The sequence below is a fragment of the Pseudoduganella violaceinigra DSM 15887 genome (genome assembly GCF_000425385.1).
Classification (GTDB): domain Bacteria; phylum Pseudomonadota; class Gammaproteobacteria; order Burkholderiales; family Burkholderiaceae_D; genus Rugamonas; species Rugamonas violaceinigra.
In genome coordinates this window covers 2,811-17,491 of record NZ_KE384361.1, presented here as the reverse complement: position 1 = coordinate 17,491, position 14,681 = coordinate 2,811, and the positions used below count along the sequence as shown (strand labels likewise).

The 14,681-nt window shown below is 62.4% G+C and carries 10 protein-coding genes; 4 read left to right on the top strand and 6 right to left on the bottom strand.

Translation table 11 applies throughout. The features are described 5' to 3' along the window. From lnt to H597_RS0127875, 3 genes are read right to left on the bottom strand one after another with little or no spacing between them, the layout of a single operon-like run. Positions 1-2,436, bottom strand: coding sequence for an apolipoprotein N-acyltransferase (gene lnt, locus H597_RS0127885; protein ID WP_028105022.1), 2,436 nt, complete (start codon positions 2,434-2,436; stop codon positions 1-3). After that, positions 2,433-3,113: a hypothetical protein gene (locus tag H597_RS0127880; protein ID WP_028105021.1), complete on the bottom strand. Its 681-nt coding sequence runs from the start codon at positions 3,111-3,113 to the stop codon at positions 2,433-2,435. Before H597_RS0127880 ends, lnt begins: the two co-directional genes overlap by 4 nt. Next, on the bottom strand, positions 3,113-4,192 hold the full coding sequence (locus H597_RS0127875; protein WP_028105020.1) for an SGNH/GDSL hydrolase family protein: 1,080 nt from the start codon (positions 4,190-4,192) through the stop codon (positions 3,113-3,115). Before H597_RS0127875 ends, H597_RS0127880 begins: the two co-directional genes overlap by 1 nt. 175 nt (positions 4,193-4,367) lie before the next feature. Here H597_RS0127875 and H597_RS32735 point away from each other — a divergent pair, with 175 nt between their 5' ends. From H597_RS32735 to H597_RS32730, 4 genes are all read left to right on the top strand, one after another. Continuing rightward, positions 4,368-5,339 (top strand): ribonuclease Z, encoded by a 972-nt coding sequence (locus H597_RS32735; protein WP_035375409.1) that lies wholly within the window; start codon positions 4,368-4,370, stop codon positions 5,337-5,339. A 3-nt stretch (positions 5,340-5,342) separates the two neighbouring features. Then, on the top strand, positions 5,343-5,720 hold the full coding sequence (locus H597_RS0127860) for a cupin domain-containing protein (RefSeq protein WP_028105019.1): 378 nt from the start codon (positions 5,343-5,345) through the stop codon (positions 5,718-5,720). A gap of 42 nt (positions 5,721-5,762) precedes the next feature. Continuing rightward, positions 5,763-6,365, top strand: a complete 603-nt coding sequence (locus tag H597_RS0127855; protein ID WP_028105018.1) for a DUF3617 domain-containing protein — start codon at positions 5,763-5,765, stop codon at positions 6,363-6,365. A gap of 308 nt (positions 6,366-6,673) precedes the next feature. Then, positions 6,674-7,567, top strand: coding sequence for a polysaccharide deacetylase family protein (locus H597_RS32730; protein WP_051294163.1), 894 nt, complete (start codon positions 6,674-6,676; stop codon positions 7,565-7,567). Between the two features lie 7 nt (positions 7,568-7,574). Here the strand turns inward: H597_RS32730 and H597_RS0127845 are convergent, their stop codons facing one another. The 3 genes from H597_RS0127845 to H597_RS35430 are packed head-to-tail and all read right to left on the bottom strand — an operon-like array spanning position 7,575 to position 14,623. Then, positions 7,575-8,912: an HlyD family type I secretion periplasmic adaptor subunit gene (locus H597_RS0127845; RefSeq protein WP_028105017.1), complete on the bottom strand. Its 1,338-nt coding sequence runs from the start codon at positions 8,910-8,912 to the stop codon at positions 7,575-7,577. Continuing rightward, a complete protein-coding gene (locus tag H597_RS0127840) occupies positions 8,909-10,624 on the bottom strand; it encodes a type I secretion system permease/ATPase (RefSeq protein ID WP_028105016.1) in 1,716 nt (571 codons plus the stop codon). The genes H597_RS0127845 and H597_RS0127840 overlap by 4 nt, the downstream gene beginning before the upstream one ends. Positions 10,625-10,651: 27 nt before the next feature. Continuing rightward, positions 10,652-14,623: a beta strand repeat-containing protein gene (locus H597_RS35430; protein WP_028105015.1), complete on the bottom strand. Its 3,972-nt coding sequence runs from the start codon at positions 14,621-14,623 to the stop codon at positions 10,652-10,654. Positions 14,624-14,681: the final 58 nt, after the last annotated feature.

Sequence of the window (14,681 nt, the reverse complement as noted above, 5' to 3'; positions counted from 1 at the left end):
TTAACTGCCGAATATCCGCCACAGGAGCCACGCGGGCAGGCCGACGTACAAGGCGACATGCGCGGCACTCTCGGCGTTGCCGCGGATGCGGATTGCCTGTCCGGGCCGCAACCCCGCCGCCAGCAGGGTCGCGCCTTCGATGACGGCCCTCAGCAACGCAGCCCCCAGCACGACGCCGATTGTCCACGCCGCCCACCACAGAGCAAAGGCATCCAGGTAGGCCGCCAGGCCGAAGCTGTAGTATTCGCCGAACGCGCTGCCGTATGCGATGTGCTGGTGCAGGTGGAAGGCAGGAATTGCCAGTATCAGTGGCAGCAGTACAAACTTGGCCAGTGGATGATCAAGCCGCATGCGCCCGAGCGCAAGCCGGGCCTGGGTGTACACATCGAGCAACGTCCGCGCCGGGGCTGTCAGCTGCGGGCCACCGGCAGCGGCAAGCGCTTTCGTGAACGCAGCCGGATTGGGCAGCGCCAGTCCATGGCGCCAGACTGCGCCGCTTGCCAGCCGCAACGACACCCCGGCCCCGGGCAGCGGTAGCCGCCAGGCCTGCACGGCGGAGATTTCCGCCAGCGCGAGTTCCATGTTTTGCTGGCCGCGCGAGAAGACCAGCTTGCCCTTGCTGACCGATGCCTGGGCGGAAAAGGCCAGCAATACGCACCACGACACGACTTCCGGCACCAGGAAGAGCAGCGCGAACCAGCGGATCTGGGCCAGCGTATTGCTGCGGAAGGATTCGTTCAGCAGCAAGACCAGGCAGATGCTGAGCAGGCCGATGCGCCCGCCCGCACGCACGACGCCAACGGCAATACGCGATGCTAATGGCAGCAGGTACACGCGCATGGGAAACGCTTCGGGACCCCGCGCCAACTCCGGCCAGCCGCGGCCGGAAACGCGCCACGACCGTAGCGCTGCTCTGGCGGCCAGGGCAATCAGGAAGGCGGCCGAGGCCATGCCCACCCAGTCGCCCCACAGGACCATCAAGGTTGGGCTGGCCGAGCGCAGCGGCACATCGGCGATCAGGAGCGCCGGTTCGCCAACCCGGGTTGCCGTCAAAATTTCGCCGCTGGCATCGAATACCGCGCTATAGCCGTCGCTGGTGACGCGAAATTGCGGCAGACGCGTCTCGATACTGCGGAACGCCGCCGCAGCCAGGTGCAGGCGCGCGCCCGGGCCATCAGCGCTGAACCAGGAATCGTTTGACATGGTCAGTATCACCTGGGCGCCAAGCCGGGCACCATCGATGGCCAATCCGGCATCGACGTCGTCGCGGCAGATCAAGGGCAGCACCGGGATCTCCCGGCCACCAGCGAGGCGCAATGGCAGCACACGCGCACCGTTGCCGGGTTTCCAGTTGCCGCTCCACGGCAGCAGGCGGCGCAGCAGCGGCCCGTCCAGCCAGGCGGGCAGATACTCCGTGAACGGGAACAAGTGGGTCTTGCGGTAGAAGCCGGTGATGCCCGCGCCAGGCTGCAGGAAGGCTGCGGCATTGTATTCGCCTGCGCTGTCGCGGTCATACGTGCCAAAAACCAGCGGCACGCCGGCTGCATCGACAAAGCGCCGGATCTCGGCATCGAATTCGGCGCCCGCTTCGCTCTTCGGATTACCGAAGGTAGTCGGATAGGCAGTTTCCGACCACAGCAACGCTTCCGCACGCTGCTCCGTCACTGCCTGGTAGCTCATGGAGAAATGCCTGTCGAGCAGCTCCCTGACAAAGGCGTACGCGCCCTTTTCCCGCCGCTGCTTTTCGTAGTCGACGAGATTGGACTGAATCAACCCCATACGCAGCGGCTTGCCCCCTGCCGCAGGAGTCGGCGGCATAGCAACCGTGCCGTACAAGGCCATCAGAACGGGTACCAGGGCGGCGACGGCAAGAGGACGGGCGACGGTGCGCCATCCATTCCTGCCGCTATTGAGCGCCGCCGCAACGCTTTCGTTCACCAGCAACAGCAGCAAGGTAAGGCCTGCGGCGCCGCCAAGATCGGCCGCCTGGCGCATCAGGCGCGAGGGGTAAAGCCCATAGCCCAGGGAATCGCCCAGGATGCGCGGCAACAGCCATTCGGCCGCAATCCATGCCGAGCAGGCGGAAAGCACGCGCAGAATGGGACCAAAGCGGCCCCGCCCGATATGGCGGACCATGGCAAAGGCAAAGAACTGGGGCTGGAACAATGGCGCGGCAAGCAGCAGCACCGCAATGCCTCCGGTCTCCCCGATCTGCGCATAGCGCCCCAGCGCAGCGCCGAACCAGGCGAAGCCCCCGGCAGTGAATGCCACCGACATTGCCCAGGCGCAGGCCAGCGTGCCGGCTGCCGTGCGTACACGCTCAAGCACCAGCAGCCAAGGCACAAGCAATATGAATCCGAGAATCCAGGCCGGACCGCCCTGGGCGTAAAGCGCCGCAAGCACGGCACTGGCAAATATGCATGCTGTTCGTTTCATTGGCCGGAGAAATCTATCGGGTGTGGGATGGAGATGCGCCGCAACGGCAGTCCGGGCGGCGCCAGGTCCGGCGGCACCACGCGGTCCTTGGGCATGGCGACGGGCTTATTGGCTGCGTCATACAGCTGGAAATCGGGGGCGAACATCAGGATCGGATCGATCGGCTGGCCGTCATCGGTGGTCTGGTGGTGCCGCACATAGCCCGGGGGCAGCACAAAGTCCTTCGGTACGGCGAGTCCTACCAGCGGCGGGCTGGTTCCCGGCGGATTGAAGGCGCCAAGACCGGTATGCACGCCATTCTCATGCAGGCGCTTGATGACTTCACCCATGGTCGGCTTCTCACCGCGCATCACATAGTGGCTCAAATCGCGCGTGGGGTCCGCATCACCTTCCGGCCCACGGGCTGCCGGCGCCGTCGATTGTGCCGCCGTGGCGGGCGGCGGCGTGGCGTTGGCTGGGGCTACTGCTGTTGGCACCGGCTCCCTGGAAACGATTCCCGCAGGCGGTGCTTCACCGTCCGGCTGCGAGAAGAACCACAGGAAGAACACCAGCGTGAAGGCCCCCACCGCCAACAACAGGGCCGCCGCCAGGTATCCGCGGTGCGGACGCCACGCGTTCCCGCCACCGGCGGCATCGCTGCCTGCCGGTTGGCCTGGTGGACGCGGTGGCTTTACCATCAAGGAGTCGGCGAGTTATAGACCGAAACGGCCCACCCCATGCGCTCATGCCCGAACTGGTTCCAGATCGGGTTTTTGCCGCCGCTGAAAGAGCCGTAGCGCGGCGCGCCGGTTCCTGTCGTACCGCCGAACAGGCCCGCGCTCACCGTGGCCCCAGTATAGGTCGGGTGCGTGTCATCGGACTGGATGTAGTCGTAGCTGCTGCCGGACGATACGAAATGGCTGTTGGCATCGCGAATCGTCGGGCGCAGGGTCGAGGTGATCCTGGCGACGTAGCTCGCCTGGCTCTCGCCATCCACGTAGCGCAGGCCTTCGGAATCGACGATCCCGTCGCCATTGCTGTCGTAGTCCGCCCCCATGTACTGGGCGAAATTATCTGCGCACTTGAAGCCTTTCTGGCGTGCCGTATCGCACATCACGAAGTTCATGCGCGCCAGGGCCGGCAGGAACTTCTGCTGCATGTTGACCGTGGCGCCTGTGTTCGGATCCTTGCAGGAGCTCTGCACATTGTCGGCGGCGTAACCGGGATAGTGCAGGTTCGAGATCACCTTCACCTTGACGCCCGCATAGGCGTTGGCATTGATATAGTCCATCGCCGCCGCAACGTAGGTCTTGCAGCTGTTCTCGGCCGCGGTCAGGACGGAATCGTCGCAAGTACCGGTCTGGCCCTTGAAGGCAGAGCGCGCCTGCAGGCCGTCGTTGCCGCACATTTCGAAGGTGACCACGCGCGTATTACTGGCCTGCATATAAGATCGCTCTGCGACAATCTTGTTGTTGTAGACGTCAGACGCCACGGCGCCTGATTTCGCGCGGCGCACGCTTTCGATATCCGCATTCCACAGGGCCGACAGGTATTCCGCATCCACCGTCGGCGCCGAATACTTGGCGGCGCTGCTGATCGAACCGTTATAGCCGGCATAGATCGAGTCGCCATAGGCCACCACCCGGTATTTGGTGGTGGTGCCCGGACGGTCGATGGTCCACGAAACGTTTTGAGTCAGGGTATTTGCTAAGGCCTGTCCCCCGAGGGTGAGGAACACTAGCGCGGCCAAAAACGTACTGCGCAAACGAGTATGCATTGAGTGTCTCCGATCATTGAAGTAGGTATTCGAAACGACCAGCCAACACATCCCATCTTAACGCTGGGTTAGCCCAGCGCGTCGGCATGGCTCGCCAGGACAAGGAAATGGCCCGCCGGGCCGCGCCGGCTGTCGCGCCCTGGCCACGAATGCACCTGATGCGGCATAATGTGGCATGCTGAAATTCACCTTCCTTGGCACGTCGTCGGGCGTACCAACCATCAAGCGCAATGTGACCGCGCTGGCCCTGCACTCAACTATCAACCGCGACTGGTGGCTCGTCGATTGCGGCGAAGCGACCCAGCACCAGTTGCAGCGCATTCCGCTCACCGTGCACGACCTGGTGGGGATCTGTATCACCCATATCCACGGCGACCATAGCTACGGCTTGCCCGGCCTGCTGGCGAGCGCTTCCATGACCGGCCGCAAGAAGCCGCTGATTCTGATCGCGCCGGCCGGGGTCAAGGCATGGCTGGATGCCACCATCCTGCACACTGAGCTCTTCCTGACTTTCGACATCATCCATATCGACGTGGCCAGCCAGAAGGAAGTACACCGCCAGGATGGCCTGCTGATCGAGCGCTTCCCGCTTTCCCACCGGGTGCCGAGCTACGGCTTTAAGTTTAGCCTCGAAAAGACGACATGGAAGGTTGATAGTGACGCCCTGCGCGCCCGCGGCGTACCGCCCGGCCCGGCCTGGGGCTTGCTGCAGCACGGGAAGGATGTGCGCCAGGACGACGGCACGATCTTGCAAGCCGCTGAGTTCCGCAGCCAGCACACCGAGCGCGCCGTCGCGGTGATCGGCGGCGACAACGACCGCCCTGCTTTGCTGGCCGAGGCTTGCGACGGCGCCAATGTGCTGGTGCATGAAGCGACCTATACTGAGGCCGTGCTGCAGAAAGTCGGGCCAGGTCCGCAACACAGTTCGGTCGAGCGCATCGCGCGCTTCGCCACGGCGGAATCGGTACCGAACCTGGTCCTCACCCATTTCAGCGCCCGCTACGATACCCCGGAAGGAATGGCCGAGGTGGCAGCCGAAGCACGCCAGCATTACGGCGGCAATCTGCTGCTCGCCCGGGATTTCGATACCTATGAATTGAACGACGGCTTGCTGGCCAGAGTGCCGCCACCGGCCCGTACAAAATAAGACATGCCGACCATCACCGAATTCAGCAAACAGTCGCCCACACCTGAATACGACCATCCACGCGAAGAGCGGCGGCTGGCGGGCAATCCCTTGCGTACCACCTGGAGCCACTTCAGCAATGCCAGCGGCGAAGTCCATGCCGGGATCTGGGCCTGCGAGCGAGGTAGCTGGCGCATCGCCTTCGCCGAGAACAAGGACGAGTATTTCTGTGTGCTGGAGGGCCGTTGCCGCGTGATCGACGAACAAGGGCACGCCGCTGAAGCGGGTCCAGGCGACGCCCTGGTCATTCCGGCCGGCTTCAGAGGCGTGTTCGAAGTGCTGGAGCCGGTGCGCAAGCATTATGTCATCGTCGAACGCGAAGCGCGCGACGCCTCCCGTTGATCATTTGATACTATTCGCTCCTTTCGCCAACAGGAGCATTAAATGAAGTTCTGCATCAAAGACCTGGCCCTCGGCGCCAGTCTGGCCGCCATCTGCCTGTCCAGCCAAGCCGAGATCATCCCCCTCAAGCTGGCCCCCGGGCTGTGGGAAGAAACGCGCGTCACCCTGATCAACGGCCAGAACGTTGACGAGGCAATCCGCAAGAGCCAGGAAAAAATGATGGCGCGCCTGACGCCAGAGCAGCGCAAGGAGATGCAGGAACAGATGGGCAATCGCGGCGCGGGCGGGACGGTGCAGACCTGCCTGACCCCGGCCCAGGTTGCCAAGGGTATCGATACCGACCGCATCAAGCGCAAGATGGAAGAATCGGCGCGAGGATGCAAGCTGGATATCATCTCGGCCAGCAGCTCGGGCGCCAAGTTCAATGCCTCATGCATGGGTCCGCAAGGTGGCGGCTACAAGGGCATCGGTGAATACATGGTGCCAAGCACCAAGGAATGGCGCTTCAAGATGGTCGGCGACGGCAAGATGACCGGGCCTAACGGCGCTCCGGCGCAAGGCGGTGACGTCCATGCAAGCCAGGAAGTGACAGCGCGCTGGAAGGGCAGCGACTGCGGCAACGTCCCTCCTCGCCTGGAAGAGTAAAGTCCTTCTGGCCGATGGCCCCCGCAACGCCGACTGGCAATGCGGGCCGCCGGGTGTTTCCAGCTTGCTGCCGCTGGCCGCGGCAGTCAACTGTCCGTAAATTTCATGACGCTGCTCGACCGCGCCTAAGAAATCAATAAACATTGCTATTAAGACATATTCATGTATTAAATATCCCTTGCAAATTAGTCAAAAAATCACTCTAATGTGGGGAACAGATCACAACACCGCCCTGCCGGACGCGTGGCGCCTTTGGGGGGCTGCCGGAGTTCGGATAAGATAGCGTTCCGACTCAGCAATTGCCTCTCATGAAGTCCTTGTTTCCCGCCGGCCGAATCCTGATGCAGACTGCAACGGTCATGCTTCTTTGTTGCGCCATTCTCAGCGCCGAAGCCCGAAGCTTCACCATCTCGCCGGACCTCGGCCCAGCCCCGAAGTCGCCAACCGACATCGAGAGCGCCAAGATCCGCCACCTGCACCTGGCCCGCCTGATGGAAAAACCGGCCGCGCCGCCGGAGGAGCCGGAAGGCAGTTGCCGTTATGAATCCGAGATATTGACCCCGCCGCCCACCAACAGGATTGCGCTGACTTTCGACGACGGTCCCCAGCCCGGCAAAACCGAGCAGGTACTGGACGTGCTGGCGCAGCACGGCATTTCGGCAACCTTCTTCATGATCGGCAAAAAAGCTGCCCTGCACCCCGAGCTGGTCGCGCGCGTGCGCGAGGCAGGCCACCAGGTGGTGGCCAACCACTCGTGGAGCCATCCGAATTTTCACGAACTGGATGCCGCGCAGCAAGTTGACGAAATCGTGCGCGGCGATGCGCTGGTTTCGCAGTTCAACGGTCCCAAATTGTTCCGCTATCCTTACGGGAATGCCACTTGCGCAGGGAATGCGCTGATCCACCAGCGCGGTTACAAGATCGTCGGCTGGCATATCGATTCCTGCGACTGGGCCTTTGAGCGGTCTGGGGTCGTGGCCCGCAAGGACGCCCACGCTTGCGGCGTGCTGCGTCAGTACCGCCGCGATTATGTCGGGCACGTGGTGGCCAAGGCCAGGGCGCGCAAAGGGGGCATCATCCTGATGCACGAGACCCATACACGGGCAATACGCCAGCTGGAAAGCCTGATCGAACAACTGATCGCCGCAGGCTTTACGTTCGGCACTGTTACCAGCCCCGAGTTTCAGGCCTCGCTGCGCTGAAGCGGCTTTAGCGCTCACGCACCGCGTGGCGCAGCACCTGAGTCACTGGCTCCAGCAGGTACTGGAGCGGGGTTCTTTGTTCGCCTTCGATGTAAATCTCGGCCGGCATGCCGGCCAGCAGTTTCATATCGCCGGCCTTCTCCAGCGCTGCCTGGTCGGCCTCCACCAGCACCGAAAAATACGGCATATTGTTCGCGCGATCCAGCAAGCGGTCGCCTGAAATGTAGACCACTTTGCCACGTATCAGCTGGGTGGTGCGGTACTTGAAGGCGGTAAAGCGGATTTCCGCGGACTGTCCGCGATGGATGCGGCTGACGTCCTCGGTGCGGATGCGCGCCTCGGTCACCAGGCGCGTGTCATCCGGCACGATATCTGCAATCGTTTCGCGCGGCGGGATCACCGATCCGGGCGTGGAATACTTCAAGTCGATGATTTCGCCGCTGGCGGAAGCCGTGATGACCTGGCGGGTCGAGGCGTCGACCGATTTGCGCTGCTCCTGCTCGATCTCGGACAGGCGTGCGGCCGCAACTTTAAGCTGGTCGCTGGCCTGCTGACGATATTCACTTTCCATTGAGCGGATGCGCAGGTCAATGTCAACAGCCCGCTGTTCGGCGCGAGCCAGTTCCGAACGGCGCTCCTCGACCTTGACGCCGTAGTCGGCCGCAAGGCCTTCCAGCTGGGCGATGCGGGTGGCGGAGATGTAGCCATCCTTGAGCAGCTTGCGGTTGTTGTCGAGGTCCTGCTTCTGGAATTTCATCGACTCGCTGGCCTGGGTGATTTGGGCGCGTAGCGCGACCGTCTCCTCTGCCACCTTGTCCCGCTGCGCGCGCAGCAAGCGCACCTGCCCGAGCAATGCGTCGCGCCGCGCGTCGAACAGCGAGCGTTCCTTGGCAATCTGCTCGGCCAGGCGCGTATCAGTGCGCGCCGTTTCAAGCACATCGGACGGAAAACTGACGGCATTGGCCATGGATTGCTCGGCGTCGAGCCGCGCCAGGCTGGCCTGCTCGGCCCTGACCCGATAGTCGAGCCGATTGCGGTCGGCGGCCACGGAAACGTCGCCAAGCACCAGCAGCGGTTCTCCCTGGCGCACATGCTGGCCATCGCGCACCAGCACCTGGCGCACGATGCCGCCTTCGGCGTGCTGTACGGGACGGCGGTTCAGGTCCACCTTGACGTAAGCCTGCGCCACCACCGCCGACGACAGCGGCGCGAAGCCCATCCAGGCCGCCACCGGCAGCAGGCCTCCCAGCACGACAGCCATGCCCCAACGAGTCAGGCGGCGCGCCTCGTTCACGTGCGGCAGCACCGGATCGTTTGCCGCCAATACATTCATCGTAGTCATCATGATGCCCTCCCCTCGGCCGCCGTACGCGGCATCACCACCACTTGTGCGCCTCCCTTGCCCGCGGCAGGCTGCTGCATGGCCGCCATCACTTCGCCTACGCTGCCGTAGTGCTGTACCCGGCCGGCTTCCAAGACCAGCATCTTGTCCATATGCTGGATCAGCGTACTGCGATGGGTCACCACGACAACCGTGACCTCCCCGCGCAAGCCCTTCAGCGCTTCGGCCAGCGCTATTTCACCGGCGCCGTCAAGGTTGGAATTCGGTTCATCGAGCACCAGCAGCCTGGGTTCTCCGTACAGCGCGCGTGCCAGGGCGATGCGCTGGCGCTGCCCCGGCGAGAGCACCACGCCCATCTCGTCGATGCGCGTATCATAGCCATCCGGCAGCGACAGAATCAGGGCATGGACACCGGCCCGCTGCGCCGCCCGCACCACTTTTTCGGAATCGACCGCGCCGAGCCGGGCGATATTGTCAGCGACACTGCCAGCAAACAGCTCCACGTCTTGCGGCACATAGCCGATCCAGGGGCCGAGGTCTTCACGCGGCCATTGCGTCAATTCCACGTCATCAAGGCGCACAGAACCCGCGTTCGGTTTCCAGAGGCCGGTCAACAGGCGCGCCAGTGTGGACTTCCCGGCACCACTGGCCCCGATGATGGCCAGCGCCTCGCCGGGATCCAGGCTCAATGCAACGCCGCCCAGTATCATCCGTTCACTGTTCGGCGCGCGGAAAACGAGGCCTTGCACCAGCAATTTCCCCGAGGGAGCTGGCAACTTCATGCGCTCCGGCTGGGATTCGACGGCATCGAGCAAAACCGCCAGGCGGGCAAACGCCAGACGGGCCTCCGCCAATACGCGCCAGCTGCCGATCACCTGCTCTACCGGCGACAATGCCTTCCCCAGCAGCATGGTGGTCGCTACCAGGATGCCCGGAGTTCCTTCCCCGCTGATGACCAGGTAAGCGCCGAGTGCCTGCATCAGCACCTGCACCGCTTGCCGCGCCGAGCGGGTAAAGGCCGCCATGGCCACCGACCTGCGCGCCGTCGGGCCTTGCAGCTCGGTGACCCGGGCGTTCATTCCTTGCCAGCGCCCCACCAGGGCCTCGCCCATCCCCAGCGCATGCACCACTTCGGCATTTTGCATGGACGACTCGAGATAGCGTGTCGCCGCCGACGCTTCCTTCTGCAAGGCCTCGATGCCGCCGCGCGTGATCCGGTCGTTCGCCACCGCAAGAGCCAGCATCAGCAGCGATGCCCCGGCGGCGCCAAGCCCCAGCAGCGGATGCGCCATCCAGATGACCGCGATGTACACCGCGGCCCAAGGCGTATCGAAGAGCGCCAGCAGGCCCTGGGCGGAAAACAGGTTGCGCAGGGCCGCCACGTCGCGCAGTCCTTCCGCCGGGACACGCCCGCTCCGGCGCGCGGTCTTTTCAAGCATCGCCTTCGCCACCGTCGGCGAGAGCTGCTCGGCGACCAGCCCGCCAATGACGCCCTGCAGGCGGCTGCGCAGGTAATCCAGCATCAGCATCAAGGCGAACACGATGGCCATGCCAAGCAGCAGGACCAGCAAGGTGTCCTTGCTCTGGCTGGTCAGCACGCGGTCGAAAACCTGGAGCATGAAAAGCGCCGGCGCCAACAGCAGCAAGTTGACGAAGAAGGATAGCCCCGCCACAAAGAGGAGCGGACGCTTGAGCAGGCTGAATAGTGGTTTCATGGCTGAGGCCGATCCATCGTCAGGTGATCAAAGACCGACTTTGATATCGTTCTGGTCGAACGTATCGGCCGGGTTTTCCAGCGCAAGATGCGCCATCAGCGTGCGGTTCGCGGCGCCCAAGCCATCGGAGTCGTAATACAGATTGCCGGTGGCGCTGTCGTAAATCACGCGGACGGCGCCGCCAACAACGTCCGATGCCGCGCCGCCATCCAGTGCAGCGAACTCGCTCGCCGCCAAGGTATTGCCGGCGGTTGAGGCAAGAGCGGTGAAAACTGCTGCCGACAGTTCGATCGTGTCGCCGCTTGCCACCGAGCCGGAAGCATTGAAATCAGTGATCGAATCGACGGCATTCGGGGCAGTGTCGAACACAAAGGTGTCATTGTCGGCGCCACCGGTAAGGATATCGGCGCCAGTGCCGCCAACGATGCGGTCATCCCCGGCCAGGCCGTTGATGGCGTCGTTGCCGCCGCCACCGCGCAGCTGGTCGGCCGATGCGGAACCGGTCAAGGTATCGGCGTAAGCAGTGCCGATCACGCCTTCGAACCCGGAATATGTGTCGGTACCAAGGTTTGCCGCACCAGTCGCGAATACGGTCCCGCTGCCGTTGTTCACCAGCGTGAAGGTAATACCCGCTGCGCCATCGGAGAAGTCAAGCAGGTCGTTGCCGCCCTTGCCGTCGAGCGTGTCGTTCCCGGTGCCGCCGCGCAGGATGTCATTCCCACTGCTGCCGTTGATGGTATCGGCAAATGCGGTGCCGATCACGCCTTCGATATTCTTATAATTGTCATTATTGCCAAGGCCGCCGGTGCCATTGGCGATATTCGTCGAACTCGCGCTTTGTACCAGGGTAAAACTGATGCCTGACGTCGCGTCGGAAAAATCGAGCATATCTTCGCTGCCCGCGCCGCCATCCATCGCGTCGTTGCTGCCCATGCCTCCTCGCAGCACGTCGTTGCCGGCGCCGCCGGAGAGCGTGTCATTGCCATCCCCGCCGACCAGCAAGTCATTGCCGGCAGAACCCGTCAGGGTATCGGCCGCATTGCCTGTCCCGCCGATAAAGACATCGCCACCGGCGCCGCCCGTCAGCGTATCCGCCCCGCCGCGGCCATCGATGTACGACACTTGATAGGCGCCGGCCGAACTAAGGTCAATGGTATCGGCGCCATTGCCGGTTCCCACGGTCCGGATATCGATCGTCACGGTGGCAGTCGCGGTTCCACCGGCGCCGTCCGATACCGTATAGCTGAAGCTACCTGCCGATGCGCCGGCGGTATCGCCGCTAGTGAAGCTGATCGTGCCCGCCGCGGTATCCAATTGGAGGCCGGTAATGCCGCTGGCGGAACTGACGCTGGTGATATCAAGCGAGTAACCATCAATATCCGTATCGTTTCCAAGCAGCGCGCTGGTCGAAATAGTGATCAGCGTACCGTTGGATACAATAATACGGTCGGCAATAGCGATCGGGTTATCGTTAACCGCCGTCACCAGAATACTCGTTGAATCGGTCGCGCTGGAGAAAGCGGAAGTGCCGCCGTTGATTGCGGTGCTGGCCTTTGTGCCAGCGGTGCCACTCGTTCCGTCCCAAGCGCGGAACGTAATGGCATTGGCCACAACCCCGTTGAAATCTGCCTCTCCCTGGAAATAGACCCGTGTGCTGGAGTCTGCGGCCAGCAACAACGCCGAACTATTCGTGACGGAACCGACGGCCGACCAATTGACGCCTCCATTGGTCGAGTACCACCACGTGCCGTTCGCTGTGTTGGCATCGGTCATCGCAATGCCAGTCAGCGCACCACTATCGGCATCGCTCACGTTGTCCAGGCCCCCAACTGGAGGGTTCAGGTTGACCAGGCTGGAAACAAGCGTACCGACGGCGCCAAATGGCGTTCCCGCATCCTCCGCCACGCTGGTCAGGACAGGAGAAGCGGCGGCATTCAATACTGGCGCATCGTTGGTCCCGGTGATGGTAATGACGACATCCTGGCTAGTGGTCGATCCGTGCTGGTCATCTACCGTTACCGTGTAGGTCTCCGTAACTGTCTGGCCCGCGGCGAGGAAATTCGCGGCAGCGTTGTTGACCGTATAGGTCCACCCCAGCTGACCAGACTCGGTCGCGGCGCTTTCTGAGACTGATCCGAGGGAAAATACGCCCAGGGCACCTGCGTGCGGAACAAAGGACGCGGTATGGACATCGATCAGGTCTGCGTCGTTGAAGCTGATCGTGCCGGCGGCCTGCTGTTGAACGCCATCCTCAGTTACCGAGCCGCTCTGGGCGCCGCTTGTGATGCTTACGGCATCGTTCGTGCCAGAAATCGTAATTGAGACGTCTTGGGTAGCAAATGAACCGTGCTGATCGTCCACCTTAACGGTGTAAATCTCAGTGACGGTTTCGCCTGCCGCCAAATGATTCGCGGCGATGTTATCCACCGTATAGGTCCAGCCAACTTGTCCGGATGCGGTGGAGGCACTTTCGCTAACGGCATTCAGTGCCAACGCTCCCAACGCACCTGCGTGGGGGACGAACGACGCAGTATGGACGTCAATCAAGTCGGCGTCATTGAAACTGATCGTTCCGCTTGCCGGCTGAGGAGCGCCATTCTCAACCACCGATCCGGCCTGCGCTCCGCTGGTGATGCTGACAACATCATTGGTGCCGGTAATCGTGATCGCGACGTCCTGGGTCGTGAACGAGCCATGCTGGTCGTCCACCTTGACGGTGTAGGTTTCGGTGACGCTTTCACCAGTAGCCAGGCGATTGGCTGCGGCATTATTAACAGTGTAGGTCCAGCCAACCTGGCCATTCTCGGTGGATGCACTTTCCGACACTGGCGCCAGCGCAAACACACCCAGGGCACCGACATGCGGTACGAACGACGCAGCATGAACGTCGATCAAGTCGGCGTCATTGAAACTGATCGTGCCGTTTGCTTGCTGCGGAGCGGCATCTTCAACCACAGATCCGGACTGTCCACCGCTAGTGATGCTGACGACATCATTGGTGCCGGTGATCGTGATCACTACGTCCTGGGTGGTGAACGAACCATGCAGATCGTCCACCTTGACGGTGTAGGTTTCAGTAACGCTTTCACCAGCAGCCAGATGATTGGCGGCGCCATTATCAACGGTGTAAGTCCAGCCAACCTGGCCATTCTCGGTTGATGCACTTTCCGACACTGGCGCCAGCGCAAACACACCCAAGGCACCAGCATGAGGCTGGAACGATGCAGTATGAACGTCGATCAAGTCGACGTCGTTGAAGCTGATCGTGCCGTTTGCTTGCTGCGGAGCGGCGTCTTCGACTACCGATCCGGATTGAGCGCCACTGGTGATGCTGACGACATCATTGGTACCGGTGATCGTGATCACGACATCCTGAGTCGTGAACGAGCCATGCTGATCGTCCACCTTGACGGTGTAGTTTTCGGTAACGCTATCACCAGCAGCCAGGCGATTGGCTGCGGCATTATCAACGGTGTAGGTCCAGCCAACCTGCCCCCCCTCGGTGGATGCGCTTTCCGCCACTGGCGCCAGGGAAAACACGCCCAGGGCACCGGCATGCGGTAAGAACGATACAGCATGAACGTCGATCAAGTCGGCGTCATTGAAACTGATCGTGCCGTTTGCTTGCTGGGGAGCCGAATCTTCAACCACCGATCCGGACTGTCCACCGCTAGTGATGCTGACGACATCATTGGTGCCGGCGATCGTGATCATAACGTCCTGGGTGGTGAACGAACCATGCAGGTCATCCACCTTGACGGTGTACGTTTCGGTGACGCTTTCACCAGCAGCCAGGTGATTGGCTGCGGCATTATTAACAGTGTAGGTCCAGCCAACCTGGCCATTCTCTGTGGAAGCACTTTCGGCCACTGCCGCCAGGGCGAACACACCCAAGGCACCGGCGTGGGGAACGAACGACGCCATATGGACGTCAATCAAGTCGGCATCGTTGAAGCTAATTATGCCGTTTGCTTGCTGCGGAGCGGCATCTTCAACCACAGATCCGGACTGTCCACCGCTAGTGATGCTGACGACATCATTGGTGCCGGTGATCGTG

What these genes read in the sequence shown, in the direction of transcription:
- lnt (WP_028105022.1), bottom strand. Translation starts at nt 2,436, where the DNA reads ATGAAACGAACAGCATGCATATTTGCCAGTGCCGTGCTTGCGGCGCTT.
- H597_RS0127880 (WP_028105021.1), bottom strand. Translation starts at nt 3,113, where the DNA reads ATGGTAAAGCCACCGCGTCCACCAGGCCAACCGGCAGGCAGCGATGCC.
- H597_RS0127875 (WP_028105020.1), bottom strand. Translation starts at nt 4,192, where the DNA reads ATGCATACTCGTTTGCGCAGTACGTTTTTGGCCGCGCTAGTGTTCCTC.
- H597_RS32735 (WP_035375409.1), top strand. Translation starts at nt 4,368, where the DNA reads ATGCTGAAATTCACCTTCCTTGGCACGTCGTCGGGCGTACCAACCATC.
- H597_RS0127860 (WP_028105019.1), top strand. Translation starts at nt 5,343, where the DNA reads ATGCCGACCATCACCGAATTCAGCAAACAGTCGCCCACACCTGAATAC.
- H597_RS0127855 (WP_028105018.1), top strand. Translation starts at nt 5,763, where the DNA reads ATGAAGTTCTGCATCAAAGACCTGGCCCTCGGCGCCAGTCTGGCCGCC.
- H597_RS32730 (WP_051294163.1), top strand. Translation starts at nt 6,674, where the DNA reads ATGAAGTCCTTGTTTCCCGCCGGCCGAATCCTGATGCAGACTGCAACG.
- H597_RS0127845 (WP_028105017.1), bottom strand. Translation starts at nt 8,912, where the DNA reads ATGATGACTACGATGAATGTATTGGCGGCAAACGATCCGGTGCTGCCG.
- H597_RS0127840 (WP_028105016.1), bottom strand. Translation starts at nt 10,624, where the DNA reads ATGAAACCACTATTCAGCCTGCTCAAGCGTCCGCTCCTCTTTGTGGCG.